This window comes from Clostridium sp. CS001 (assembly GCF_020443565.1).
Classification (GTDB): domain Bacteria; phylum Bacillota; class Clostridia; order Clostridiales; family Clostridiaceae; genus Clostridium_AD.
This window is the reverse complement of sequence record NZ_JAIZZN010000023.1, coordinates 16,676-42,008: the sequence shown is the minus strand read 5'-3', so window position 1 is coordinate 42,008 and position 25,333 is coordinate 16,676. Positions and strand designations below refer to the sequence as shown.

The 25,333-nt window shown below is 30.5% G+C and carries 33 protein-coding genes; 2 read left to right on the top strand and 31 right to left on the bottom strand.

The features are described 5' to 3' along the window. Window positions 1-2: 2 nt before the first annotated feature. Window positions 3-1,316, top strand: a complete 1,314-nt coding sequence (gene thiC, locus LGK97_RS14355; RefSeq protein ID WP_226260445.1) for a phosphomethylpyrimidine synthase ThiC — start codon at window positions 3-5, stop codon at window positions 1,314-1,316. A 1-nt stretch (window position 1,317) separates the two neighbouring features. Continuing rightward, on the top strand, window positions 1,318-1,926 hold the full coding sequence (locus LGK97_RS14350; protein ID WP_226260444.1) for a thiamine phosphate synthase: 609 nt from the start codon (window positions 1,318-1,320) through the stop codon (window positions 1,924-1,926). Between the two features lie 24 nt (window positions 1,927-1,950). On the opposite strand, the gene LGK97_RS14345 is transcribed toward LGK97_RS14350, so the two are convergent. The 31 genes from LGK97_RS14345 to LGK97_RS14195 form a co-directional block, all read right to left on the bottom strand. After that, a complete protein-coding gene (locus LGK97_RS14345) occupies window positions 1,951-3,651 on the bottom strand; it encodes an ABC-ATPase domain-containing protein (protein WP_226260443.1) in 1,701 nt (566 codons plus the stop codon). A gap of 73 nt (window positions 3,652-3,724) precedes the next feature. After that, window positions 3,725-4,144 (bottom strand): type VII toxin-antitoxin system MntA family adenylyltransferase antitoxin, encoded by a 420-nt coding sequence (gene mntA, locus LGK97_RS14340; RefSeq protein ID WP_226260442.1) that lies wholly within the window; start codon window positions 4,142-4,144, stop codon window positions 3,725-3,727. Window positions 4,145-4,259: 115 nt separating this feature from the next. Continuing rightward, window positions 4,260-5,585: an FtsW/RodA/SpoVE family cell cycle protein gene (locus LGK97_RS14335; RefSeq protein ID WP_226260441.1), complete on the bottom strand. Its 1,326-nt coding sequence runs from the start codon at window positions 5,583-5,585 to the stop codon at window positions 4,260-4,262. Next, window positions 5,576-5,917, bottom strand: a complete 342-nt coding sequence (locus tag LGK97_RS14330; protein WP_226260440.1) for a PadR family transcriptional regulator — start codon at window positions 5,915-5,917, stop codon at window positions 5,576-5,578. The genes LGK97_RS14335 and LGK97_RS14330 overlap by 10 nt, the downstream gene beginning before the upstream one ends. Before the next feature lie 181 nt (window positions 5,918-6,098). Further along, window positions 6,099-6,362 carry a hypothetical protein gene (locus LGK97_RS14325; protein WP_226260439.1) on the bottom strand — a complete coding sequence of 88 codons (264 nt, stop codon included), beginning with the start codon at window positions 6,360-6,362 and terminating at the stop codon, window positions 6,099-6,101. Window positions 6,363-6,567: 205 nt separating this feature from the next. Further along, a complete protein-coding gene (locus LGK97_RS14320) occupies window positions 6,568-7,179 on the bottom strand; it encodes a class I SAM-dependent methyltransferase (protein ID WP_226260438.1) in 612 nt (203 codons plus the stop codon). A gap of 60 nt (window positions 7,180-7,239) precedes the next feature. After that, window positions 7,240-7,578, bottom strand: a complete 339-nt coding sequence (locus LGK97_RS14315; RefSeq protein WP_226260473.1) for a GNAT family N-acetyltransferase — start codon at window positions 7,576-7,578, stop codon at window positions 7,240-7,242. 28 nt (window positions 7,579-7,606) lie between these two features. Beyond that, window positions 7,607-8,149, bottom strand: a complete 543-nt coding sequence (locus tag LGK97_RS14310; RefSeq protein WP_226260437.1) for a GNAT family N-acetyltransferase — start codon at window positions 8,147-8,149, stop codon at window positions 7,607-7,609. A gap of 38 nt (window positions 8,150-8,187) precedes the next feature. Continuing rightward, window positions 8,188-8,724 (bottom strand): AAA family ATPase, encoded by a 537-nt coding sequence (locus tag LGK97_RS14305; protein ID WP_226260436.1) that lies wholly within the window; start codon window positions 8,722-8,724, stop codon window positions 8,188-8,190. 42 nt (window positions 8,725-8,766) lie between these two features. Then, the gene (locus LGK97_RS14300) at window positions 8,767-9,285 is read right to left on the bottom strand and encodes a GNAT family N-acetyltransferase (RefSeq protein ID WP_226260435.1); all 519 of its coding nucleotides are present in this window, start codon (window positions 9,283-9,285) and stop codon (window positions 8,767-8,769) included. A gap of 121 nt (window positions 9,286-9,406) precedes the next feature. Further along, the gene (locus LGK97_RS14295; protein ID WP_226260434.1) at window positions 9,407-10,234 is read right to left on the bottom strand and encodes an MBL fold metallo-hydrolase; all 828 of its coding nucleotides are present in this window, start codon (window positions 10,232-10,234) and stop codon (window positions 9,407-9,409) included. Beyond that, on the bottom strand, window positions 10,234-11,160 hold the full coding sequence (locus LGK97_RS14290) for an aminoglycoside phosphotransferase family protein (RefSeq protein ID WP_226260433.1): 927 nt from the start codon (window positions 11,158-11,160) through the stop codon (window positions 10,234-10,236). Before LGK97_RS14290 ends, LGK97_RS14295 begins: the two co-directional genes overlap by 1 nt. Before the next feature lie 13 nt (window positions 11,161-11,173). Further along, window positions 11,174-11,737, bottom strand: coding sequence for a DUF1697 domain-containing protein (locus LGK97_RS14285; RefSeq protein ID WP_226260432.1), 564 nt, complete (start codon window positions 11,735-11,737; stop codon window positions 11,174-11,176). Between the two features lie 2 nt (window positions 11,738-11,739). Beyond that, window positions 11,740-12,114 carry an MmcQ/YjbR family DNA-binding protein gene (locus LGK97_RS14280; RefSeq protein WP_226260431.1) on the bottom strand — a complete coding sequence of 125 codons (375 nt, stop codon included), beginning with the start codon at window positions 12,112-12,114 and terminating at the stop codon, window positions 11,740-11,742. Window positions 12,115-12,138: 24 nt separating this feature from the next. Continuing rightward, window positions 12,139-12,621 (bottom strand): NUDIX hydrolase, encoded by a 483-nt coding sequence (locus tag LGK97_RS14275; RefSeq protein WP_226260430.1) that lies wholly within the window; start codon window positions 12,619-12,621, stop codon window positions 12,139-12,141. A gap of 44 nt (window positions 12,622-12,665) precedes the next feature. Then, window positions 12,666-13,826, bottom strand: coding sequence for a MerR family transcriptional regulator (locus tag LGK97_RS14270; RefSeq protein ID WP_226260429.1), 1,161 nt, complete (start codon window positions 13,824-13,826; stop codon window positions 12,666-12,668). Between the two features lie 114 nt (window positions 13,827-13,940). Further along, the gene (locus tag LGK97_RS14265; RefSeq protein WP_226260428.1) at window positions 13,941-14,693 is read right to left on the bottom strand and encodes a class I SAM-dependent methyltransferase; all 753 of its coding nucleotides are present in this window, start codon (window positions 14,691-14,693) and stop codon (window positions 13,941-13,943) included. Between the two features lie 379 nt (window positions 14,694-15,072). Further along, window positions 15,073-16,383 carry a helix-turn-helix domain-containing protein gene (locus LGK97_RS14260; RefSeq protein ID WP_226260427.1) on the bottom strand — a complete coding sequence of 437 codons (1,311 nt, stop codon included), beginning with the start codon at window positions 16,381-16,383 and terminating at the stop codon, window positions 15,073-15,075. A 96-nt stretch (window positions 16,384-16,479) separates the two neighbouring features. Continuing rightward, window positions 16,480-16,944, bottom strand: a complete 465-nt coding sequence (locus tag LGK97_RS14255) for an NUDIX domain-containing protein (protein ID WP_226260426.1) — start codon at window positions 16,942-16,944, stop codon at window positions 16,480-16,482. Between the two features lie 40 nt (window positions 16,945-16,984). After that, entirely contained in the window at window positions 16,985-17,389 is a 405-nt protein-coding gene (locus LGK97_RS14250; protein ID WP_226260425.1) for a VOC family protein, read from the bottom strand. A gap of 67 nt (window positions 17,390-17,456) precedes the next feature. Continuing rightward, a complete protein-coding gene (locus LGK97_RS14245; protein WP_226260424.1) occupies window positions 17,457-18,035 on the bottom strand; it encodes a hypothetical protein in 579 nt (192 codons plus the stop codon). 201 nt (window positions 18,036-18,236) lie between these two features. Then, a complete protein-coding gene (locus LGK97_RS14240; RefSeq protein WP_226260423.1) occupies window positions 18,237-18,704 on the bottom strand; it encodes a GNAT family N-acetyltransferase in 468 nt (155 codons plus the stop codon). A gap of 69 nt (window positions 18,705-18,773) precedes the next feature. Beyond that, complete coding sequence (locus LGK97_RS14235; RefSeq protein WP_226260422.1) at window positions 18,774-19,403, bottom strand: non-canonical purine NTP pyrophosphatase; 630 nt, start codon at window positions 19,401-19,403, stop codon at window positions 18,774-18,776. Between the two features lie 17 nt (window positions 19,404-19,420). Further along, window positions 19,421-19,987: an NUDIX hydrolase gene (locus tag LGK97_RS14230; RefSeq protein ID WP_226260421.1), complete on the bottom strand. Its 567-nt coding sequence runs from the start codon at window positions 19,985-19,987 to the stop codon at window positions 19,421-19,423. Between the two features lie 15 nt (window positions 19,988-20,002). After that, a complete protein-coding gene (gene yaaA / locus LGK97_RS14225) occupies window positions 20,003-20,767 on the bottom strand; it encodes a peroxide stress protein YaaA (protein ID WP_226260420.1) in 765 nt (254 codons plus the stop codon). A gap of 7 nt (window positions 20,768-20,774) precedes the next feature. Then, window positions 20,775-21,317 (bottom strand): GNAT family N-acetyltransferase, encoded by a 543-nt coding sequence (locus LGK97_RS14220; protein WP_226260419.1) that lies wholly within the window; start codon window positions 21,315-21,317, stop codon window positions 20,775-20,777. Between the two features lie 57 nt (window positions 21,318-21,374). Beyond that, a complete protein-coding gene (locus tag LGK97_RS14215) occupies window positions 21,375-21,872 on the bottom strand; it encodes an NUDIX domain-containing protein (RefSeq protein WP_226260418.1) in 498 nt (165 codons plus the stop codon). Between the two features lie 20 nt (window positions 21,873-21,892). Then, window positions 21,893-22,498, bottom strand: a complete 606-nt coding sequence (locus tag LGK97_RS14210; protein WP_226260417.1) for a class I SAM-dependent methyltransferase — start codon at window positions 22,496-22,498, stop codon at window positions 21,893-21,895. Between the two features lie 31 nt (window positions 22,499-22,529). Next, window positions 22,530-22,898: a GNAT family N-acetyltransferase gene (locus tag LGK97_RS14205; protein ID WP_413228441.1), complete on the bottom strand. Its 369-nt coding sequence runs from the start codon at window positions 22,896-22,898 to the stop codon at window positions 22,530-22,532. A gap of 30 nt (window positions 22,899-22,928) precedes the next feature. Then, window positions 22,929-23,408 (bottom strand): HIT family protein, encoded by a 480-nt coding sequence (locus LGK97_RS14200; protein ID WP_226260415.1) that lies wholly within the window; start codon window positions 23,406-23,408, stop codon window positions 22,929-22,931. An 85-nt stretch (window positions 23,409-23,493) separates the two neighbouring features. Next, a complete protein-coding gene (locus LGK97_RS14195; protein WP_226260414.1) occupies window positions 23,494-25,263 on the bottom strand; it encodes a M3 family oligoendopeptidase in 1,770 nt (589 codons plus the stop codon). Between the last annotated feature and the right edge of the window lie 70 nt (window positions 25,264-25,333).

The window sequence follows — 25,333 nt, the reverse complement described above, 5'->3', positions numbered from 1 at the left end:
AAATGATTTATACAACTCAAATGGACGCTGCAAAAAGAGGTATTGTTACAAAGGAAATGGAAATAGTAGCTAGAAAAGAAAATATGGATATTGAACTTTTAAGGAAACTTATTGCAGAAGGAAAAGTTGTTATACCAGCCAATAAAAATCATAAATCTTTAGACCCAGAAGGTGTAGGACAAGGTCTTAAAACAAAAGTCAACGTAAACCTTGGTATTTCAAAGGATTGCTATGACATTGATGAAGAGATGAAAAAAGTACAACTAGCTATAGATATGAAAGCTGAGGCTATAATGGACTTAAGCTCTTTTGGAAAAACAGAAGAATTTAGAAAAAAACTTGTTGAAGTATCCTCTGCTATGATAGGAACTGTACCAATATATGATGCTGTTGGTTTTTATGATAAAGAGTTAAAGGACATAACTGCAAAAGAATTTTTAGAGGTTGTTGAAAAACATGCCAAAGAAGGTGTGGATTTTGTAACCATTCATGCAGGTATAAACAGAGAAACAGCAGACGTATTTAAAAGAAATAAGAGACTCACAAACATTGTTTCAAGAGGTGGGTCCCTTCTTTATGCATGGATGCAACTTAACAATAAAGAAAATCCTTTCTATGAGTATTATGATGAGCTATTGGATATATGTACAAAATATGATTTAACTTTAAGTCTTGGAGATGCATGTAGACCTGGATCTATAAATGACTCCACGGATGCTTGTCAAATCAAAGAATTAATGATACTTGGAGAACTTACATTAAGAGCTTGGGAGAAAAATGTACAAGTTATAATAGAAGGTCCAGGACATATGGCATTAAATGAAGTTAAAGCAAATATGTTACTTGAAAAAAAACTTTGTCACGGTGCTCCATTTTACGTACTAGGACCAATAGTTACTGACATAGCACCAGGATATGACCATATTACAAGCGCTATTGGTGGAGCATTAGCAGCAAGTAGTGGGGCAGATTTTCTATGCTATGTAACTCCTGCTGAGCATTTAAGATTACCTAACTTAGAAGATGTTAAAGAAGGAATTGTTGCTGTGAAAATAGCTGCTCATGCTGGTGATATAGCTAAAAATATTCCAGGGTCTAGAGACTGGGATAATGAGATGAGTAAAGCAAGGCAAGAACTTAATTGGGAAAGAATGTTTGAACTTGCCATTGATCCAGAAAAAGCTAGAAGATACAGAAAAGAATCTTCTCCTGAGCATGAAGATAGCTGCACTATGTGTGGAAAGATGTGCTCTATGAGAAACATGAATAAGATAATGGAAGGAAAAGATCTAAATATTTTAAGAGACGACAACTAGTATGCTCTACCTCATAACAAATAGAAAGCTGGCTTATCATAAGGATTTTTATAAAATTATTGAGGATGCTATTAATGGCGGAATATCTGCAATTATTCTTAGAGAAAAAGATTTACTTTATGATGAACTTTTAATTATGGCGAAAAAAATTAAGGGTATCATCGGACATAGAAGTGTAAAACTTATAGTAAATAGCAATTTAGAAGTGGCAAAGGGTGTGGAAGCTTATGGCTTTCACGTAAGCTTTGAAAAATTTATTGAAATGAAGTTCTCCTTTAAGGGTATTATTGGTGTTTCTGTTCATAGCCTCAATGAAGCTATGGAAGCTGAAAAGCAAGGTGCAAATTATTTATTGGTAGGACATATTTTTGAAACTGATTGTAAGAAAGGTCTTCCACCTAGAGGCATAGAACTTATTAAAGATATTAGAAAAAATGTTTCTATACCTATAATTGCATTAGGTGGAATTACCACTTTGAATGTTCTTAAGGTTATAGAGTCAGGAGCACATGGGGTGGCAGTTATGTCTACCATAATGAAAGAGAAAGACCCTTTCGTTGTAACAAAACAATATATTGATAAACTCAAAAGAGGAAGTGTTAATTACTAACACTCCCTCTTTTGAGTTATAAAACTACACCTTTAAGTTTCTATACCTATTATAAGCTGCCATTATTTCTTGCTTTCTAGGCATAGCTAAACTTCCACTACCACCTTTTACTTTTTCCAAAGATAGTAGTCCATTTTTTTCTACTTCTAAAATTATATTATCTACCATACTTTCAAAGCCCAAGCCTTTATCCATGATATTAGTCTCTGCCCATTTCATAATTGAACCTATAGCATTTACTTGCTCAGTATCAACTATTTGTTCCAAAGCCCTTAAATCTATGTCTTCTCTATTTATGCTAAGTGTGGTTAACCCTATAGCTTTGATTTTAATACCCTTCTCCCCTACCTTGATTGTACTAGCTTTTACTACTTTATTAAAAGCAATATGTATTTTTAAATTTCTATCATTAATTCTTTTTAAAATATGACCTTTGCTTAGATTTTTAGCCTCTTTTGTAACATCCATAGCCTCATAATTGTCCATTTGTATTACAGAATCTGCTACATCAAAAAAATCTCCGCAGCTCCCTACTACCATTATAGTGGAGATACCCTTTTGGCTATATAAAGGTCTAACTATTTCAATAAAAGGCGTAATTGGTTCTTTTTCTTTAGAAACCAATTTCTGCATTAAATCATCTCTCATCATAAAATTAGTAGCAGAAGTATCCTCATCAATTAAAAGCACACTAGCTTTACTTTCGATTCCCTCAATAATGTTCGCTGCCTGTGATGTGCTACCACTGGCGTTATCTGTATAAAATTCTACAGTATCTGCGCCGCTTGGTAAGTTGCTTATAAATAAGGATATATCGGTTTTAGTGATACATCTATTATCCTCTGCTCTTACTTTTAAAGCTGAGCCATCAGTTATAACAAACTCTCTCCCATCACCTTCAATATGATTGTAAACCCCAAGCTCTAAAGCTTTTAATAATGTAGATTTACCATGGTAACCTCCACCTACTATAAGAGTTACACCCTTCTTAATACCCATACCTATAATTTTGCCCATACTTTTGGTATTAAACCCTACCTCTAATTCTTTTGGGGAAACAAAGGATTTTCCACCTTTTAATACTTTTGAAGATATGCCACTTTCCCTAGGAAGCATTGAACCGTTAGCAATAAAGGCAACTAGTCCTTTGTTATGTAGTTCGCCTCTTATATATTCTTGGTCTTCTACTAGATTTACTCTAGTTATTAGCTTTAAACTATTAATATTTTTATATATTAAGGTTTTTTCTACAATGCTTGGTATAACATTATATAAAATTTTCTCAAGCTCTCTTGATAAAACACTTCGTCCACTTGCGGGGAAACCAACATAAAACCTTGCTTCTATTTTATCTTCATTTATGGTTATTGAGGTTCTATTTAAAATTTCTTGGGGACATCTACTTATAGCTATTAATCCACTCTTACCAGAACCAAAAACCTTTTCAGCGCATCTATTAATATTCGAATAAAATTCTCTTGTTAAATAGTCCGCTACCGCAATGTTTTTGTTTATATTATCATAAAGTTCTTTTGGAAACTTTGAAACCCTCTGATTAACTACTACTCTAATTCTTGATGGGGATGCAAAGGGGTCACCTTGAACGTGATCTATACAGAGTGTGTAATCACCAAAATCATATTCTCCCTCTAAATCCTTATATGATCTGTAGCTTTTTCCATCAATTCTTTTTAAGTCATTTCTTAAGAACTCTGAATTTTTCATATAAATCGCTCCTGTATACTTTTTTAAAACTACTTCACGTATGATTTGGCTATTTTCATTAATATTTCTTAATTCATGATAATACATCCACCTTTCTAAAGTATATAAAGTTTTCATTTTCTCTATATATTTTATCAACCTCATCATATAAAATATTTAAAGATTGGCTATTATCTTTAGAGTAAATAACCTTTCCTGTATTTAAAATATTTATTTTTAAGAATAAATCAAGAACTTCACTTCTTAGATCTAAAATATCAATTTCTCTATTTAAGAGGTTTTGCAAAAACAGCTCTATGTCTAAAATTTTATCTAATTCAATTTCTATATCAGCTACCAGTGCTAAGTCAACATCTGATTCATCATTGAACTCATTATTAGTAATACTTCCAAACATAATCATAGTAGTTATATTGTATTTATTTAAAAAATCAATTACATCCTTAGATTTTAATATTTTAATTATTTCTGATTTATCATATAGTATATCCACTAACTGCGCACCTACTTTATAAATTATTTTATAAAAAGAAAGTTTATGTTCTTATTATATACCATATATGCTTGTTCTTAAACAATCATATATGGTTTTACATGTAGTTACCATGTTACTGAGACAAACTTCTCCTTCTATACACGCTCATAATAATCCCTACAGCGCCCATATTAATAAGACTTGAAGAACCACCATAGCTTATAAAAGGAAGTGCAATCCCTAAAATCGGGAACAAGTTTAAGTTCATTAATATATTTGCTGAAAATTGAACGATGAATATGCTAATTAACCCTGATATAAGTAGTCTACCATAACTATCCTTAACATATTTTGAAATGTTTAGAATTCTATATATGAAAGATATAATTAGAGTAATAATAGCTGCAGCTCCAAGCCATCCAAAAGTGTGAACTATATAATTAAATATAAAGTCTGATTCTAGCACAGGCACTCGTAATAAATTTTCGTTTGCAGAAAACCCATTACCAAAAATTCCAGAGGTATGAGTTATTTTATACATTTGTACACCTAAGTATCCAGCTCCTTCAGGGTCAGCGAAGGGATTTAAAAAACTAAAAAATCTTTTCGTTCTATATGGGGCAGATAAAACAAAATATAGAAAACAAACAGCATTAAATATTACTAAGTAAATAGCATATCTTTTTTTCATATTTGATTTAAGTGCTAAAACTATAAATGCAATAAAATAAATCCCACAGTAGGTTAGCCCATTTGCACATAGCATAAAGAATAGTGGAAGGCATAAATATGCTATAGCCTTAATTAAATTTATTTTATTAGTCCAGTCATAATTGTTAAATATACCTGCTAATGCAATTATAAATACATACAAACTAATTGCTTTAAAATCAATTGTGAAACTTCCTATCCTAATAAAAATATGTCCATTTATAGTATTTCCCATAAAAATTGATATGATAAATATGAAGAGCATTCCTGCGAAAATATGTTTCGAATATTTTTCTATTTTCCTGTAATCGAAGAAATATAATATCACTATGCCTATAGTACCAATAGCAGCATATAACAAGCTATGTGTAAATAAATAATCACTACTTCTATATAAGCTTTTATATTTCATAAGATACATCAATATAATCCCTGTATTTACAAGTAATATAGTTAAAAGTAACGTAATCCAATCGGGCGTTCCTTTATGTGCTATGTTTAGCTGCTTACCTAGGCCTTCTCCATCTCCCATTCGATTGATAGCTTTAGCAATGGCTTCTTCTTGTAATAATCCATGTTCGGCATTCACGGTTGCAGTGAATTCACTTCCCAAAGTGTATTCATCTAAAACATCCTCAATGTGTGATGATAGTTCCTCTTTTATTTCTTTATGGGCTTCTTTATATTTCACAAAAGAACAAACATAATCTATATATTCATTAATTTTAAAATTATCCTCTATGCCCATGATATAGCCTCCAATAACATGTTATCAACTGCTGATCGAAATGTTGCCCATTCTTCTTCTTTTTCCTTTAAAGATGATTTACCTTCCTTGGTTATTCTGTAGTATTTCCTTTTGCGTTTTGAAGATTCCTCATCCCAATATGCCTCTACTAATCCGTTTGCCTCTAAAGTATGTAAAATGGGATACAATGTACCTTCTTTTAACGTAAATACACCCTTTGATTTTTCGTCCATTTCTTTTATCATCTCGTAACCATACATTGGTTTCTTATTAATTAGTTTTAAAATAAGAGTTACCGTACTACCTTTTAAAAGTTCCTTGTTTATTAACATTGTTACGCCCCCTTATATATAATTAAATATTATGATTTATACCTATTAAATCTATGCATAGACATCCTATGTATAATCATATCACTGTTCCACATAATGTCAATAGAGATAATGAATTATATTTAATAAGTAAAAAAGTACAAACCAGCTTGCCATGGTTTGTACTTTTATATAATATGCCTTATTTCACTGCTTTTAATTTAGCTATATCAGCATAATTGTTTGCAGTAACTATTTCAACTGTTGATACATCTTTTCTAAGAGCTTCAATATTTCCTTTGATATGAGATATATCATTAGACATTTTATCTTGTTCAGCTTTACTTACTTGTGCAGAATGCTCTAATGCTCTTAAAATTTGTGTGTGCTCATCTAACGTTTGATTTATTGGTCTTAATTTATCGTCAAGCAATTCACTTAGCGCTTTTATTAATTCTTTATCCACTGATCTCACCACCTATAATAATTATAACATCTTTTAGTTTGGGTAAAAAGTGTTAATTTTATACTTACCATAATCCGTATTTTGAGGATATTACAAGTCTATTTATTACCATAATCTTACGAAAGTTTTTTTATAAAATGTACTCACATAGAATTTTATATTGAGGTTAGTATAATGTCAATGAGTTATGAGTTTATACATTGGTTTAATTTTTTAATAATATATAATCAAGATATGCGCAAGTATAGTTAATGCCATCTATCTCCCTTTTAATTATTCGTTTTTCCTTATAGATAACTTTAAATTTTCCAAAGTAGCCCTGGATTTCGCTATCTTTGTAATGACAATAAAGCACTTCTTCATTATCTTCAATTTGCATGAATTCACCGTCACCTAGCTGTATACCCTCTCCATATGAATCGCACTCTTCACTTAAGAAGTTAACATAACATAACCCATTAGACTTTAGTACACGGTAAAATTCTGATAAAGCAAGTGAAAAACCCCCTTTTTTCATATGAACAGAGGTATTGTAAGAAAATAGAAAACTAAACAATTCATTATCAAAAGGAATTTTTTTTATATCACCATGCATAATGTTTAAAGCTGTATTATGTTCATCACAGAATATATTTGCCTTTTCTAATTGTCCCTTAGATATTTCAATGCCATAAGTTTTATATCCAAACTCGTGAAATAAAGAAAGTGGTGGATTAGAGCCACCAGCGCCACAATCAAGAATAATTTTATCAGAGGAATTGGCATTACAGTATTTTAAAAAGTTGTACAACGGAAATGCAGATATGAGATTATGCATATTTAGTAACCGCCTTTGTGTTGTTAATATTGCAGCATTACAAATGATGATTTAATAAATCTATCTATCTCCAAATTGTCTATAAAAATAAACAGTTTGTACTATTTCAAAACCTAGAGACTCATATAGAGCAATTGCTTTAGTATTAGATTCTAAAGCGCTTAGGTTAATAAGCTTTGCATTTTGCCTTAAAGCCTTATTAATTCCAAATTGAGTAGTTTTCTTTCCATAGCCCTTTCCTTGATAATCTGGAGTAACCATTATAAAATCTAGGTAGTTATCTTTTACAAAAACAGACGAAACTAATTGTTCTTTTTCAAATGAAACAAATATAAAATCCTTGTTTTTAAGTTTATATTCTCTATCATGCTGACTAGGTGGAAGATCATAGGGTTGTATATCATTTTCTTTTCTTAATCCATAAAAGCTATCTTGAATAAGTTGAATTATTAAATCTAAATATTAATTTTTCTCCCATAACAGTTTCACCTGTAGATTCATGATAGTTATTATTTGTATAATTACTTACAGTTTTTCTCCAGAATTTCTGACCTACTAAATTCTTTGGTAAGTGGTTTGTATATAGTTCCCATCTACCTTTGAATTTATCAAATATTTGTTTTGCAGCAATTTCTCCTATACTCTTACCTCTATATGGTCTTAATACGAAGAATTCATTAAGATAATAATCGCTTGTTTTTGGAGCATATGGTTCTGTAGCCATAAGAATAAATCCTGCTGGTTTATCATCTACCATAATAATATGAGGAAAAAGTGCGTTAGGCTTTTCAAACCATATATTCTGAACTTCATATTGCTGCGCTAATGTTTCCATGGGTTCATCTTCATATATCCCATATTCATTAGGGAAATCTTCATAGTGTTCTGATAAATCATGTAAATATAATGGATATAGGTTCTTAATGATATTTGATTTTTCTTTAGTTGCTAAAACAGTAGTAATTTTCATTTTAGGTCTCCTTATATTTGTAATATTGGTTGTAATGCTTAGTCTGCATCACCTAAAGTCTTTCTTACTATAATATTAACAATCTCTTTAATTTTTAAATTCTCAGTATCAATGTACTCACTGAAATCATATTTTTCATATGCATTTATACATTTTTCAGTTTGTAGAAATGGCCAACCACCTGGTTGGTCTCCTCGCTTTTTAAGTCTTTCATGTGTCGTAGTGAGAGATGCTTTCAAACAAAAATGATATATTTCACTATCAATATTCCCTAAACCAGTATATATGTATTTAAAATACTCTATATTACTTAAAGTCATTGGAACTATTAAGTGCCTATTATATTGTTCTTTTATCTGTTCAGCTATGATTACAACAAGTTTTGGCCATAGCTGGAAATCTTGAAAATCCCCTGTTTTTTCAGGTTGTCCCATTACTTCATTAGGAATTATATTTCTTAGCAAAATTCCGACTTCCTCAGGATCATAAATCATGCTGTTTGGTATCTTTTCGACTAAAGCCTTAGATACTGTTGTCTTTCCAGCGCCAAAGGCACCATTAATCATAATAATCATAAATTGTACCCCTTCTCGTAATGAAAGTTTGGTGATGAATCATCAACTGAGATGCTTATCATCAATACTTAATTTTGGATTTTTATACCTCATCCTTATAAAATCATATACAGTTCCATCACAATCTTCACTATAGTTTTCAACAAATTCAAAACCACATTTCTCATATGCTTTAAAGGCTCTTTTATTAAAAGAAATTACATCTAATAAAATATATTCTCGGTTATAATTATATTTAGCAAGTCCAAAGCTTAAAGATTGTGAAATTAATTCTGGACCATAGCCTTTTCCAACAAGATCAGGTCTTAGGCCTTGACCATAAAACATGTCACCTTGTTCGAATGGATTATCTACCTCTTGAGGAACATCATTATTATAAAAGGTTACTTCTGCAACCAATTCATTGTTCTCATCCAAAACTGCATACATATCACACCAATTATTGGGGTCTAATAAACCCTCATCATTTTCATAATTGTAAATTGAATAGTCCCCACCATATTTCCAATTTTGAATTACATTAGCATATTCTAAATTCATGTTAGTAAATTTATAGTTCATTTGATTGCACCCTCTTTATAACTCCATTTTTTATAATGCTTTAGTGCTTCATAAACATTATCCACTCCACCAATATAATTATTAGGTGATTGTTCAATAGTTACACCAAAGAAGTTAGCTACTAGACTTCAATTACCATTCCTGTTTTTAATTCACTTAAATTGCTCATTTTTTGACTTAAGTAGTTATATGATTGTTCACCAGTACAGTGACAAGTATAATACTTACCTACATTGGCATTATTTAGAATGGCTGAAAGTTCATTTAAATAATCTTTGGAATTCGAATCCTTAACATCCATTCTCATTAAGTGGAATCCACCAATTACTGTATTTAAATCATAATTTATAATATCTTTTGTTTTTTCAATTATGTTAACAATACCTTTGTGAGCACATCCGCAAAATAGATTGTACTTGTCATTTTCTTTAATCAATAGATTTATTTCATGTTCAAAGTCATCTTTTCCTACAGATTTATCACTATATTGCTTTAATAACTTGTCATTACCTTTTGGCAGCATTTTATTTCCTTTAATATTACCAAATAAAATCAGTTCCTCATCTATTTTCATAATTTCATCTATAAACACAAGCCTTTTGCTGCTTATTAATTCTTTCTTTAAACCTATATTATATTTAAAAATTCCAAGAAGTTTTATTAGATGATTATCAAATGCCCCCTGCCCAATGTAAATTTTTGCTTTACTATTGAGTTTTAAAAATGTTTCTAGACCACCACCATGGTCATAGTGTCCATGCGAAATAACTACTATATCTATCTCTTCTACTTTAACACCTAATTTGCAGGCATTATATGCAAATGTACCATCTGTTCCAGTATCGAATAATATTTTATGATTAGATGTTTCTATATATAATGATAAACCATGGTTACATTTATACTCTTTTGAGATGCTTCTATTTTCAAACAAAGTTACAACTTTCATCAATATTCTCCTTTCAAATACCACTTAGGAACTCCATGAGACTCAAAGTCATGTGTATTATATATTTTAATTTGTCTTTCCTGTACTTTATCTAATTGATTATAAGAATGACCTCCAATAATACTTGCATGAAAATTTAATGCTACGAATAAATTATACTTTCTCCAAAATATATCTGGAATAGCATTATTAAAATATCCATCTATCTGACCTTTTGAGAACTGCACACTTATTTCATTTGTATATTTAGGGAGTTTAAAAAAGTCTTCTATGGGATCTCCCCAATCATATCTATTAAAATCTATAATTCCAATTAATTCTTTCTCGTTAATTATTATGTTCATAGGTTGAAAATCATCGTGCTGAAATCTTATGCAACTATCTTTTAATATTATAAAATTTTCTTCAATATAATGCTCTATCTCATCCTGTTTATAAAATCTACAATTTAATTCAAATAATTGCTTTTTCTTTGATTGATACTTTTCCCATCTTCTTTTATACCAGTCAAAAGGTTTTGAAGGCATAACTTCATGTATTTTTCTCAATTCATTTGCTGCTTCATATCCCAAGGAATACTGTATTTCTTTTGGGAGTAATGGTAATGCCTCATCTCCACTTTTTCCCTCTAAATATGTCAATATAGTGATACATACATTGAACTTCTCTATTATAAAGAAATCTAATGGTTTTGAACATTTAACACCGTTTTTGTAATGAATATTTAAGTAATCAAATTCTTGTTTTTTCCTATCATAGTCTTTCATACTAGAAACCTTCATGAGTAGTGTGGTCTTATTATTAATTTCCAATAAATATTTTTCATCTTTAGAATAACCTTTTAATAATGGTTTAACATTGCACGGTTTATACTTATTAAGGAATGTTAGCGCTTCATCAATAATTGCACATTGTATGTCGTTCATAAAAAAAATCTCCTTATAAAATTTCCATAGCTTTTGCTAATAGTAATAGCTTGTTTATGGTTTTCCAATTACGCACAGTAACAGGAACCTCCAACTTATGAAGATTAGTAGCAATCTTAGAATTTCGAATACTATTACTAAATAAAAGATAGATATCTATTCCTTCAATTAAGTATTCTTCACTTTCACTCTTGTAGGCGTTCAAGCGCAAGATATTTTCTTGCAAAGGCTCATGACTTAACATGGCTACGTATAAGATTTCTCCTTCCGCTGAGCTTTCTGCTTTTAATATTGATTCCTTTGAAAATGGGCAATTTTGAATAATTTTCTCTAATTCTACAGATTGCCTTATAATAACTGCAATTGAAAATCCGAAAGTCTTCTCAATTGCATGTTCAATTTTATTGCGTAGAGGTTGCTCCTCTTCATTTGATTTAAATAGGATATTGCCACTTTGAATATATGTTTGAGAGCCTTGAAGGCCTATGGATTCAAGCATATGTTTTAAGTCTGCCATCTTAATTATGTTCTTTCCACCTACATTAATACCTCTTAATAGTGCAATGTAAATCTTCATAATCATATCTCATTATTAATACTATTTAGGATTTGACTTTGAACTTTCTTACTCAATGATTTAAATACCAACTCAAATGACATATCTATCATTTGTTTTAAAACATCATCAGGTACATCGCCATCTAAATATACAGAGTTCCAGTGCTCTTTATTCATATAATATCCAGCAACAATGTGTGGATATTCTTGGCGCAGGGTATGCCCAAATTCAGGGTCACATTTTAATGTAATAATAGGTTTCTTATATTTATCTCCCCCTTGCATTGCAAACATTTTACCTGCAATTAGATATCTAATTGCATCCCATTCTATCTTGAAATCTTTTTCTGAGCCTACTTTAGAAAGGCAATACTCATCAAGCCATTCATACTTCATATAAAAAACCTCCACATATAAATATTAAATATTTCTTTTTAGTTTTAATTCAAACTCAGGTTGAGTTGTATACTCCATATAATTAACGGTTCCATCAAAATCTAAATATGCTTGATATCTTTCGCGTATAGCTGGAGCTTCAATCATAGTAAGAACTTCATCTTTTGATACCCAGCAGCTATCCGATGTTTCTTCTGATGTGCACAATTCTCCACTTATTGGAGTGCATATGAAATCCATCATAACTTTTGTAGGAACAATTTTTACACCATTATAACCCTTATGTTTCGACGTATTTGAGTATATTCCTATTAGTGAGGAAACTTCAACATCAATCCCACTTTCTTCTTTGATCTCTCGAGTCAATGCATTCACTAGATTTTCACCTTCTTCAACTTGTCCGCCTGGAAAAACCCATCCACCATGATATGTTTTAACCAAAAGAATATTTCCCTCTTTATCTTCTGTTATTCCACCTACTGCAACTATGTGTGTTGGCATTACCATTTTAATTCCCCCAATCGTTATTTAGCACATACACCATTAAATAGTCATTTTTTCACTTTGAATAAGCAGCCTTTTGTAGTTATTGATATGTTGCCTTTTCCTTTGATATAATCTTCAATATACCTTGCAAACTCATCTTTCTTTTCTCCAATAAGTATGGAACTTCCCTTTATTGTAGAAGACTTATAATCAACTATAGGCTTAGCATCATCCACTACAATCTTTCCTTGTAGAACATCCATTTCAACATCACTAAAATACTTTTCAAGTAGTATTTGTCCACTTTTATCATCAAATCTGTCGCACATTCCATTATTATTTAATCCGATTTTAGAATCAAACTTTTCTATAAGCTGATTTAACTCTCTCATGGCCTCCTGTGCACTAGTAGTTGTATAAAATGTACCACCTTTAACTAGAACCCTCCTTATTTCACTTAGGGCTTTTTCTATATCTGGAACAAAATAAAGCATATTTCTTGCAATTACTACGTCAAAACTTTCATCTTCATAGGGTATATTCTGAGCATCAATCTTTTTATATGAAAAATTATGTTTAATTTCTTTCAATCTTTCTTTTGTACTTTTAAGCATACCTTCTGAAAAATCGGATAAGGTAATATCCCAACTCCTATTTATATTGTGGGCATTTTTATACCAAAAATGTCCTGTTCCACAACCTAGTTCCAGTATTTTCGGAGCACTCGGAAACTCCATTTGATTAAAGCACCAATAATCCCAATCTGTTTTATTAATATTATAACTATGAAGACTACCTCTTAATTTAAATTTTTCTGCGGTTTTATATTGCTCTTTAACGACGATTTCCATATTTGTTATCTTGATAATATCAATGAGATTCTCAACTTCTAAAAATCCATTTTGTTTTATTTGATTTTCAGCCTTATTAAAGACAGTCATAACTGAATCCATATGTTTTTTCTTTTCTTCTAAAGCTTTCTTTTGGATCATAATCATACTTTCTAAGTTTTCACCTGTTTCATATAAAAGCTGCTTTATCTCAGTTAATGTTAACCCAATAAATTTCAAAGTAGTAATGTGCTGAAGTCTTAAAAAATCCTCATCACAATAAACTCTATATCCAACGTCAGTTTTTTCTTTTGGTTTTAATAATCCAATTTTATCATAGTGAAGTAGTGTCTTTATAGTTACTCCTGCTCTTTTAGCGAATTCACTGATTTTCAAGAAATCACCTCCCTTAAGAGCTATTCTAAACTCCGACCTAGGGTTAGAGTCAATGCTATTTTTTATAACTTTATATGGCCTATCTTTTTAAATTCATTAATATAGGATTATAAACTATTTAACAGCAAGTATAGTAAATTCGCCAGGTATCTTTTCATTATTCCAATTAGGATGCTCATCAAATTTTTTTAATTGAAAACCAACTGTAATAACTGAATTTATAATCTCACTAAGAGTATAAAACCTAAAAGAACAATCTGGAAAATCCTTTTGCTGATCATCACTAAAGAATTGTTTATATGCTAAATCGCCATTATGCATTTCTTTATCAAAATAATTTCCATGCGTTTGTCTTGAATTTCCTTCATCAATGCATTTTCTTAATGGATGAAAATCACTTAATACCATTTTGCCATTATCCTTTAACAATGAATAAAGAATAGACAATAATTTATTAATATCATTAAAATAATGCAGTATTCCCCCTTCTAAATAAAGAATGTCAAAAGAACCTTCATATTTTTTAAGATCAATATCATATATATCACAAACAATATAATCTATAGAGGTATTCGCACACCTTGCAAGTTCTATGGCATACTTTCTATTTTCTTCTGAAATATCAAATACTGTAACACTTGCACCCATTAAAGCTAATGGAATGGCCTTTCTGCCATTAGAGCCGCAGATATTAGCAATGTTCTTACCTTCAATGTCATTGAAATACTCCTGATGATGCTTAAGACAAACTTTAGGATTTCTCAAGATTTTATTAGCTTTATCCGTAGGCGATCCATCCCTATTATTCCAAAATTCATATGCTCGATATTCCCAAGCCTTTTTATTTAATTTGCTTTGTTCATTCATTATTAAATTACCTCACTTAACGAAAATGAATATTATTTAATCATGCAAAAATCTTTTTTAGCCTATTTTAAATTATACTATATCCTCCATCCAATTTATACAAGATTGCTTATAATATACATAAAGAATCAATCTTTAACATTCACTGTTTCATATTTAAGAAGGAAATTCTTTTTATTTTAATAAAAGAATGAAATAATTGCTTTAACCGTGGTTAATCATATCTACAATTAATTTCAGAATAATATAAAAAGGTCATAAAGTTATTAGCAAATAGCTCTCTTCATGGCCTTTTTATAAGTGCATTTAAATAAAAATAATGTGAAATGAAATGTTAACTATATAAGTATTCGTAGTAGCCTAGAATAAAAATATTACATTACTCAAAAGTTAGTTTATTTGAATTTTCCCAAATCCAAATAAGTATTTTTCTGTTTTCCATTGAGATGCTCTTTTCATTGTCACCACCGTTAAGCCAAGCAATAAATATCATTTGAATAGAATATATAACGTATAATATTGCCTTTTTTTCGTCTGAGGATAAAGGACATATATTATCATACCCTGCAATAATTCCTCGCAGTATCTCCGGCCATTTTTCATAACCGCCAGATATATTGCCCGCTTCTGAAAGTATCCCTGTTGCACAATAACATGGATCAAAAAGTCTTACATTTCTTTCGCTAATATCGAAGTCAATAAATCCACTAAACTCACTATCATTAAAGAAAATATTTGTTGGATTAGGATCTCTGTGTATAATATGCCGTGGCAGTTTATCATATAGTTTACCAAAATTACTTTCATAGTCTAAATAAAACTGATCTGGTAAAGCACTATTCCACTGCTCCATAATACGTTTTGTTTCAGGCATTGCCCAGTTGATAACCGTATCATACAAATTAGTATCATTTACAGCTAAATCATCATCTAGCTTTTTAAGTACTCTATGCAGCTTACCTATGGCCTCACCATATTTCTCACCAGTAATTTTTCTATCACAAGCATATCGTTCCTCTGGTGAGAGATATCTACCATCAATGCGATTTAGTAATACATAAAAATGATCATCCCTTTGATAAAGATCTTTGCCATCTTTAGTTTTTATTTGGTAAGCAGCAGCCATACCTTCATTTGCAAGTGCATTGGCAATTAAAATGTGAGTGCGTAATCCTACAATGTTTGTACCAGTTTTAAACACATACCTATCACCAATATTCCAAGCCTTGATATCTCCAGCAAAAAAATAAACTGTACCTATTTCCGACTTTTTATCAATGTCCCACTCCGAAAGAAATTTTCTTATTTGTATCTGTGTTAGCATCAATTTAGCCTCCCGTCTTAAATTTACACATACAGAATGATGAACTAATGAAGTTTTGATAAACTTTGATGGAGAGCATCCATATTCACGCTTAAAGGCTTTAAAGAATCCTGCGTGAGTATCAAAACCATAAAGAAGTGCTGTATCAACCATTTTTCCACCTTTATAAATATCATAAATAGCATGTTTGATTCTGCGCCGTGTAATGTAAGCGGATAAAGGCATACCTACAATACTAGCAAAAACATGTAAAAAATGATAAGTAGAAAAACCAGCTATAGTAGCAAGCTCCGTAGAATTAAGTTCTGATTTTAGATTTTCTTCAATATAGTCTATTACCTTTTGCAAAGTATCAATCATATCCATATCTGTCCACCTCCTGTATAGTAATTTAATTCTAGCATTTGCTAATTTGATAAATATTTCCTACATTGCGGAGTTTCGTAAATAGTGATGAAAATCTTATAACGTTGACAAATATTCATTAACTATATGTCTATGTGTTTCTGCGATATTCAATTCATTTAATTCATCATAACTAAAATATCTTAGTTCCTCTGATTCATCACTACATACTAACTTGTGACTCTCTGTTAAATTCAATTGATATACAGCTGAAATTATTCTAAGAATGTTTCCATCAGGATATGCTCCTATACGTGAGGGATCTGAGCACATTTTCCAAAAATATAAAGATTCTTCCTCAAGTACAAGTCCTGTTTCCTCTTTAATTTCTCGAAGAATACACTGTTCTAAACTTTCATTAATGTTTAAACCTCCACCAATTAACGCCCATCGATTGCTGTCTGCTCTTTTTTCTAGTAATATTTTCCCATCATACTTAATAATGGCGCAAGCACCTATATGGTTTGGTTTATTAGGTGTTGGGGCATTTTCATTTTTATAATAAAATTTTGCTTCACTCATATTATCAACATCTCCTTCTAATACAATATGGTTTTAAGTTTTATATTTCAGAATCTCTTATTTCAATTTCCGTACCTTCAGGTGCTACAATTTTAAATAAATACCCATCTTCAACTTTATATATTTCCTTACCATTTTTAATCTTGAAGTTTGTATAAGCGAGTTCTGTTATCCTATTAAATTCATCGTAAACATTATCTACTAAAAAGCACATATGGACTATCCCTTCATTTAATGAACTCCAATTTTTTAACTTATCACCCCTTTTAGCAGTTTGTAACTCAATCATAAATGATTCTAATCTTAACCAGGTATTAAAGTCTCGCCCATGGAAGTTAGCTGTTTCTTTAACTACCTCAAATCCTAGTATTTCAGTGTAAAATTTAAGTGATTCATCATATTTTTCTGTTTGAATACAGATATGGTACAGCATTTTTATACTCATAATTTCTCCTTCCAGTTGGCATATAAGTTATCTGATTTTTTATTAATACCTTTATTTTTATTTATAATCAAATCTCTCGTATTAATGTGCCTAATAAACCCTTCCTTTTATCACTATTTAAATTATGGTACTCATCCTCTGATCTATAATCAGGTATTATAAAATTGTTGTCAATGGTTAGTAGATTCGCTAAATGTATATTAAAATTATAAAAGCTTACTGGTTTTTCTCCTGCTATATTAATTGTTCCTCTAAAGTTTATATATGCTATTTCAATAATCGAATCGGCTAAATCTTGTACATGAATAAAGCTAGCATACATATTGGCTGTTCTTAAATATGTCTCACCGGATTTTGACATTTTAAGCAATGCCCTCATACGCAAATCCATTTTTACATCATAATCATAGCCATATATGCTCCCGGGCCTCACGATAACGTGATTAGCATGCTTGCGGACAATCTCTTCTCCTTTAATTTTGCCGTTAATATATTTAGGTAAATGTTCATCAGGAGTGCGTTTATGGGGAATTATACTTTCTAGCTGATCTCTACCTTGTCCAACTGTAGTAGAAACATAAATTAATCTCACATCCTCAGATATGGAATTAACAATATCATTTAGCCCTATGAGTGATAAGTCCATTTCTTTTTCAAAATTATAAATACTCCAAATAATTATATCTGGTTTATATGAAAGCAATTTTTTAATTTTTTATATATTGTATTGCCCAAGTAGCCACTTGCGCCTATAATCATTAATTTCATAGTTAGAATCCTCCAAAACAAAATATATCTTTTTAAGAATGATATTTATTTATAAAAACAATTACTATTTATAGGTATCCTAACCGCTATATTTCATAACATAAAACTCACCAAATCCTAGCTTGGTTTCTTGTTCTTTAGTATCGACAACCTTAAAACCTTGAGATTTATAGCAACTTACTGCCCTTTTATTCCATGTTCTAACTTCTAATACAACAGGTTTATTGGGGAATTTATTTTGACTTTCAATTAGAGCCATCTTTGTAATCAGCTTACCTATACCTACGCCACAGACCTTTGGATTGACGCCAATTCCAAAGAATACAGAGTCTCCTTTATCAAGTAAATTAACAAATCCAACTAGCTCCATATATTCATTAACAAACCCAATATATCGGTCTCTTTTAGTATTATCACTTAGCGAATACTTCTCTTGAATCATTTCTGACCAGGGTGGGAGATTATAAATTGAATAGTCCCCATCATATTTCCAATCAGATATTTCTTTTGCTTGTATTTCTGTAAGTTTATCTGCTTTTAAATTCATTATTTTACCCCCATTTTAGTTCTTCCTATTCAAACATGTAATTATGTAATACTAGTGATTATAGAATATTTAAGATGAATTAGTATATAAATAATCATTTAAACTTCTAATGAAGAAATTTCTAAACCCCTCTATAACCCCTAAATTTTCACTGTTATTACCTTCTAAATCATAATAGTATTTCATACTAGCGATTTCTACGGATAATGAATCTAAAGGAAATCCTTCTCTGTACTTTTCGTGTGGTTTATCTACAATATAAAACTTTTCAGAGTTTATATCCTCACCATCATATTTATAAACATGATTAGCATCCATTACTAAACATATGGAATTCTTATAATATGCAACTAACTTACCGTCATATCTTGTTGCTAAATTGCTGTAGTAGCTAAGCATCTCACTGGAGGACAAATTGTTTCCATGAATCCTTTTTATAAGTATTCCGGGTTGATCTTTTTCATCAACTCCTTCAAAATATAATCCGGAATCACAAGAAAATAGAGGTTGTTTAATTTGATTAAAATAAGACATAGCCTTTTGTGTTGCATTTGATAATGGATCATTTCCAGTTTCCTCTGCTTCTTTTATTTCCATATCTAGAGTTTCAAGGCCAGTAATGAAAAGATTCAATCCATTCAACATCTTTAGCATGCTTTCCAATTTAGATGGATTATATGTTCCGTATAGTAAATTCATAAATAACCACCCATAATCTATATTTTGACTTGTTTAGCCCTATTAATTATCTTGTTATATAAATAAACATCATTAGCATCAAAGTAATCTTCATTAAATTTATTCAAAGGAAACCATGCCACACCTGTGTTTTCATCTTCCTTTACTATAAGTGCTTCTTCTTCACTTGCTATGAGAACATATGCTATAGAAAGGTGTAAGTGTGAACTAACATACTTACCTTTTTTCTCATGTCCATATACAGGTAGAATATCAATAGATATAATTTTTTCAGTAAGGGCTGTCACAGTAGTTATACCTGTTTCTTCTTTTGCTTCTTTAATTGCAACATGTAAAAGATCTGTATCTCCATCAACATGACCTCCAGTCCACGCCCACGCATTTCGTATATTATGGTGAATCATTAGTACTTTATCTAGTGATTTATTCATTATAAATCCTGAACTTGTAATATGGGCAAATTCATTTTCTCTAACCAAAATATTATGTGGATATTTTTCTATGTAATCAAGAAGTACCTTCTTATCTTGTATTTCTTGTTTGTTTTCAGGAATAAATTCAATAATCTGTTTTATATATTCCATAGATGTACACTCCTTTTATCTAGTAAATACCAATTCACCATTAGAAGATAGATAATCATTATAACTGTATCCTTCTTCATTAAACTCTTTAAGCTCATTTGGCACTATAATATTATTCTCAATTATAAATCGACTCATAAGACCTCTTGCACGTTTTGCATAAATAGTTATAACCTTGTGGGTTCCATTTTTATATTCCTTAAATACTGGTGTTATAACTTTTACATTTATTTTACTCATATCTATTACAGAGGAGTACTCCTTTGATGCCAAATCTATTAATATATTATCATTTTGACTTTGTAATTCTTTTTTTAGATATGTAGTAAGCTTATGATTCCAAAAACTGTATAGATTATTGCCATATCTGTTTTTCAACTTGGTTCCCATCTCTAATCTATAAGGCTGAATTAAGTCTAGTGGCCTTAAAGCACCATATAAACCTGAAAATATCCTAAAATGATCGTTAGCAAAAGACAATTGCTGCTGACTTAAATCACTTGCTTTTATTCCTTGATATACAGCGCCATGATATGCTAATAAAGCCTGTTTGCTATTGGACAAATCATGGTTTTTATTCCATGAAATATGCCTCATAAAATTCTGCTCAGCAAGTTTGCTGTTCACTTTCATTAGACTTTCCATTTCTGGCAGAGAATATTTTATAAGTTCTTTAATCAAGGCATTGGCTTCTTTTATAAATATAGGTTGTGTGTATAAATCTGTGTTAAGTGCCTTTTCCATTTTTAAAGTTTTCGCTGGTGATAATATTGTAATCATTTGAAACTCACCTCATCGTCGTATCTAGTGTAGTTGACTTTTCATTTACATGTATAAAATTCAATTTATCTTCCCATCTATCCTGCATATTATAATACTGATTTTCTTTACTTACCAATTTAAAACCAAGTCTTTTCAATATACCTTGCATTTTCAAATTAGAGCCCATTGTATCAGCGTATATATAGTTAAGATTTAAGGAATTAAATATATAATCTACCGCTAATTCAACTGCTTCTGTTCCGTAACCCAATCCCTTGTAATTATCATTGGCAAGGACAATACCAAGTTCGCATTGGCTCTTTTCATGATTGATCCTTTTAAAAGATAGTTCGCCAATTGGAAATTCACTAGGCAAAAAAATTCCTACCCTGGGATACCATGACTCTTTTTCAGTAATAGAGTCATAGTTTTTATCTACCCTTTTTTCATCATAAACATAAGCCGTTGGGTCCATAACTGAATCTGCAACATAGGATTTCCAATACTTATGATATTCTTCTCTTGTAAATGTTCGCAAATTAATACGGGTACCTTCAATACTAATCATGATTTCCTCCACTAAGTGAAATATTAATAATTTATTTCTTATAACAATTTAGAATGTTTATACTATTTCCCTAACATAATTCTCCATAACAATTCTATACTCCTCTGGTCTGTAATCCATACTTCTTATTAACTTAATCATTTCGTTTCTTGAGATATATTTAACATCCTCTACTTCGGATATTTGCAATGTTAAATCACAAATATTAATATCTTTGCATACTGCATAGATGTCAATAAAGTGATTGTGCTTTTCCCAAGTTATCCTTTTTAAGAAAGATATATTTCCTATCTTTATACCCAATTCTTCGTGTATTTCTCTAATAATAGCTGTTTTGCTTCTTTCCCCAGCTACAACATGGCCCATATGTATATCCCATCCACCTGGCAGAAAATCTTTTGTTTGAGACCTTTTTTGAAGCAAAAATTCTCCTTTTGAGTTATGTATATATGCATGCACGCCTAAATAATATTGATCATTTGCCATTAGGTCACCTTTTAGTGCTGTTTTGCCGCTGATGCTTCCATCTTTATTTAAAATATCAAAATACTCCATAAGAATTCCTCCACAGATTATTAATCTTTTTTTCTTAGAATTATAGATTGATGGTGGTATTTACCACCTGTTTCAATCCTATCAAAACTAACTAAGTCAAAATATTTAACTACAATATCGTTTATCTTTTTATCAGAATATAATGAGAAAAACCTATGAGGTGTGTATATGTCTTCTTCCCATATACCTTCCTTATCTTCGCCACCATATATGCCCATAAAAAATAATCCTGAAGGTGAAAGTACCTTATCAATTTCCTTTAAAACTGTTTCTAAATCTGCCTTTTTAACGTGCAACAGGCAGTTCATTGACCAAATGCCATCAAATGTTTTATTCATTTGAGAAAGGTTATAGTAATCCATTTCATAGGCTTCAATCTCCTTTGTCCTACATATCTTCACCATTTCATCAGATAAATCAGTTGCAACTACTTGAAATCCATTATCTATAAAAAATCTACTATCTCTGCCATTACCAGCGCCTATTTCTAGAATGCTTTTCTTTCCTTCTTCTCTTAATAAATTCAGAAACTTATTTCGTGGACCAGCTTTCCATTCTTGAATTTCATCTTTTCTTTCATGAGCATGATTATTGTATGATTGTTTCAATGTCTCTTTAGTATTCATGTATAAAACAACTCCCCCTTATGGTTTGAAATTAACCTAAATCAAAGAATAGCTCAGTTTTTTCTCCTGCTTTTTTAAAACCACATTTTTTATACATTTCTTTTGCAGTATCCACACTATCAGTTATAAGATAAACAAATTCAACGCTATTTTCTTTTGCCTCTTCTAAGAGGTATTTTACCACAGACGTACCAAACCCTTTTCTTTGATAATCATTTAATATATCAAAATCTTCTATTTTAGCAATATCACTATTTAGCATTAATTCACAGTTTCCAATAGGTATGCCTCTATAATTACAAACGTATAAATCTAAATTTGAATTTGACTTTGTATATACCTCTGATTTTCTATATATTGAATGTAGCATTTCATTAACACTTAACTTTTCATAAGCAATTTACAAGCAAAGTCCTATAACTTAACTATTTTAACCATTAAGTATCTTCCTAACATTTTCTACTTGTAATAGTATACTTTCTATGTTTTCCTTAGACTTTAGATTATTTTTAGCGTAATTCATTATTTCCCTTACAGTTGATAATGAATTTGCAAATTGCTCATTCATCCACTGGTATCTTGGTAAAAGCCATAAGTGGAAATGGCCTGATCTTTCTTCTTGAATTATAGTTACTTCTTTTAAATCTGATACATTATTTAATGCAATCCTTGCTCTGTATACTAAATCAAATAACTCTCGGGATTCTTCACTACTAAGCTCAGATATTGATTTTATATGTGACTTAGAGCCTATAATCAAGAAACCCTTTATTGGTATTTCGGGATCTTGATGAAGTATAAAGTTCTTTGTTTCAGCTATTATTCCCCCAGGTGAAAGTACCTCTCCAGAAGCAATTGAGCAACCTATGCATTGACAGGACCACTCTCTATTTAAAATATCTGTAAACATAATAATAAACCCCTTTCTAATACATAAAAATCTTCTTAATATTTGTATTTTTACTAAAATAAGTTGCAATATTTAATACGAAAACCTATGCCTTGCTAATAAACTCTTCAATGTCCTTTTTAATAAGATTTAATGAATTTCTCCAAAAATCTATTGAATGGACATCTATATCAATCATCTTTGCACTATCAAGAATATTATTTTTACCTGTAGCACCTAAGAAATTATTATACTGCAATACAAAAACTTCACCTTTTTTTATATACTCTGCGTAAAGACCCTTAGAAAATAAAACACCAAATGAATACGGAAAATTTAAGTACTCTTCACCAACCATATAATATCCAATTTTATTCATCCACATATATGGATGGATGGTTTCAACATCAACACTTTCACCATAAGCTTCTGACATGCATTCAATCATTAATTTATTTAACTCTTCAACAGACAATTGACCTGATCTTCTTCTTTCATATAACTTGTTTTCAAATAAATATCTAACATAAAAATCAACAATATAATAACCTGCATCTGAAATGCTTTTTTCTAGTAATGATATGCTCTCACTAGGTGGTAAAATATTAATCAATGCATTATTTACTATGGTTTCACAGAAAATTGAAGCTGTTTCTGCAATAGGTGTATGATAAACCGTATTTAACATCTTTTCATCTCTAAGACAATAACTATGATAAGCGTGTCCAATTTCATGAGCCAGTACGCCCACATCACCAAAATTTCCAGTAAAGTTAGCCAAAATTCTGCTTTCTTTTATTGGAAAAATATCAACACATAGTCCGTAATTTCCTTTGCCAGCTCTTGGCTCAGCATCAATCCATCTATTATCAAAGGCATTTCTTGCAAAGGTCGCTAGCTCTTCACTGAAAGTTTTAAAACTTGATACAATTAAATCCCTAGCATCTAAATATGATATTTTTGAATTAGCATCACCTATTGGTGCAAAGATATCGTAAAAGGGAAGACTAACTTTATGTCCTAGAATTTCAGCCTTTTTTTGATAATATTTATGAAACATAGGCAGGCTTTCTTTTATAGCTGAAACTGTAGCATTTAAAGTTTCAGCATCCATCCTTGACACCATTAGAACTTTGTCTAGTGGTGATTCATATCCTTTCATGTCATAGATAGTAAGTGCCTCTCCACTAATCCCATTTAAACATGCTGCAGACACATCTGATATACTTTTACATGCCTGTTCTTCTGCATAATAAGTTGTCTTTCGCAGCGATGCATCTTTTTCGTAGGCCATATTTCTAAGCTCTGAAAGAGACATTTTCTTTGATTTGTCATCTATGACTATATCCATTTCTATATTAGAAACTAGTTCCATATAAAGTCTTTGCCATGATTTAGAGCCAGTGCTTTGCATTTTTGCTATTAATACTTCTTCTGCTTCACTCAATAAGTATTTAGACTGCAAAATAAGCTCTTTAAGATAAAAATCATGTTCTATAAGATAAGGTGAAGATGCTATAAGCTCATCTATATTATTAAAATAATTAAGCCATTTGTTAAAACTTACAAAAGTATCTATAACAGATGCATCAATATCATCCATCTCATCTAAAATATCCATAGCTTCTATATTAGAACTATCTGCACTTAAAATTAAATTTGCATAACAAGATAAACTCGAATATAAGGTTTTATAATCATTATAAAGCCGTAAAAACTCTTCAATTTTAAAAGTAGCATTAGTTGTATCTTTAAGGTTTTTTTCAGCCCATTCATTTAAATATAAAATGCGCTGATTAAGAAGCTCCATATCACCCTTAAATTTTTCTGAGGTGAATGAAGTATAAAGTTTATCTAAATTCCAAGTTAAATCCATTAAAAATATCTCCTTCGTATATCTAGTTTATTATTTTTTGAAAATGGTTATAGAAGTCATCTACCGACCT

Bases quoted from the DNA above. Each gene is read 5' to 3' on its own strand.
- thiC (WP_226260445.1), top strand. From the start codon at position 3: ATGATTTATACAACTCAAATGGACGCTGCAAAAAGAGGTATTGTTACA.
- LGK97_RS14350 (WP_226260444.1), top strand. From the start codon at position 1,318: ATGCTCTACCTCATAACAAATAGAAAGCTGGCTTATCATAAGGATTTT.
- LGK97_RS14345 (WP_226260443.1), bottom strand. From the start codon at position 3,651: ATGAAAAATTCAGAGTTCTTAAGAAATGACTTAAAAAGAATTGATGGA.
- LGK97_RS14335 (WP_226260441.1), bottom strand. From the start codon at position 5,585: ATGGGCATAGAGGATAATTTTAAAATTAATGAATATATAGATTATGTT.
- LGK97_RS14330 (WP_226260440.1), bottom strand. From the start codon at position 5,917: ATGTTAATAAACAAGGAACTTTTAAAAGGTAGTACGGTAACTCTTATT.
- LGK97_RS14320 (WP_226260438.1), bottom strand. From the start codon at position 7,179: ATGCATAATCTCATATCTGCATTTCCGTTGTACAACTTTTTAAAATAC.
- LGK97_RS14310 (WP_226260437.1), bottom strand. From the start codon at position 8,149: ATGAAAATTACTACTGTTTTAGCAACTAAAGAAAAATCAAATATCATT.
- LGK97_RS14305 (WP_226260436.1), bottom strand. From the start codon at position 8,724: ATGATTATTATGATTAATGGTGCCTTTGGCGCTGGAAAGACAACAGTA.
- LGK97_RS14300 (WP_226260435.1), bottom strand. From the start codon at position 9,285: ATGAACTATAAATTTACTAACATGAATTTAGAATATGCTAATGTAATT.
- LGK97_RS14295 (WP_226260434.1), bottom strand. From the start codon at position 10,234: ATGAAAGTTGTAACTTTGTTTGAAAATAGAAGCATCTCAAAAGAGTAT.
- LGK97_RS14290 (WP_226260433.1), bottom strand. From the start codon at position 11,160: ATGAACGACATACAATGTGCAATTATTGATGAAGCGCTAACATTCCTT.
- LGK97_RS14285 (WP_226260432.1), bottom strand. From the start codon at position 11,737: ATGAAGATTTACATTGCACTATTAAGAGGTATTAATGTAGGTGGAAAG.
- LGK97_RS14280 (WP_226260431.1), bottom strand. From the start codon at position 12,114: ATGAAGTATGAATGGCTTGATGAGTATTGCCTTTCTAAAGTAGGCTCA.
- LGK97_RS14275 (WP_226260430.1), bottom strand. From the start codon at position 12,621: ATGGTAATGCCAACACACATAGTTGCAGTAGGTGGAATAACAGAAGAT.
- LGK97_RS14265 (WP_226260428.1), bottom strand. From the start codon at position 14,693: ATGAATGAACAAAGCAAATTAAATAAAAAGGCTTGGGAATATCGAGCA.
- LGK97_RS14260 (WP_226260427.1), bottom strand. From the start codon at position 16,383: ATGGATATGATTGATACTTTGCAAAAGGTAATAGACTATATTGAAGAA.
- LGK97_RS14255 (WP_226260426.1), bottom strand. From the start codon at position 16,944: ATGAGTGAAGCAAAATTTTATTATAAAAATGAAAATGCCCCAACACCT.
- LGK97_RS14250 (WP_226260425.1), bottom strand. From the start codon at position 17,389: ATGAGTATAAAAATGCTGTACCATATCTGTATTCAAACAGAAAAATAT.
- LGK97_RS14245 (WP_226260424.1), bottom strand. From the start codon at position 18,035: ATGGACTTATCACTCATAGGGCTAAATGATATTGTTAATTCCATATCT.
- LGK97_RS14240 (WP_226260423.1), bottom strand. From the start codon at position 18,704: ATGAATTTAAAAGCAGATAAACTTACAGAAATACAAGCAAAAGAAATA.
- LGK97_RS14235 (WP_226260422.1), bottom strand. From the start codon at position 19,403: ATGAATTTACTATACGGAACATATAATCCATCTAAATTGGAAAGCATG.
- LGK97_RS14230 (WP_226260421.1), bottom strand. From the start codon at position 19,987: ATGGAATATATAAAACAGATTATTGAATTTATTCCTGAAAACAAACAA.
- yaaA (WP_226260420.1), bottom strand. From the start codon at position 20,767: ATGATTACAATATTATCACCAGCGAAAACTTTAAAAATGGAAAAGGCA.
- LGK97_RS14220 (WP_226260419.1), bottom strand. From the start codon at position 21,317: ATGATTAGTATTGAAGGTACCCGTATTAATTTGCGAACATTTACAAGA.
- LGK97_RS14215 (WP_226260418.1), bottom strand. From the start codon at position 21,872: ATGGAGTATTTTGATATTTTAAATAAAGATGGAAGCATCAGCGGCAAA.
- LGK97_RS14210 (WP_226260417.1), bottom strand. From the start codon at position 22,498: ATGAATACTAAAGAGACATTGAAACAATCATACAATAATCATGCTCAT.
- LGK97_RS14200 (WP_226260415.1), bottom strand. From the start codon at position 23,408: ATGTTTACAGATATTTTAAATAGAGAGTGGTCCTGTCAATGCATAGGT.
- LGK97_RS14195 (WP_226260414.1), bottom strand. From the start codon at position 25,263: ATGGATTTAACTTGGAATTTAGATAAACTTTATACTTCATTCACCTCA.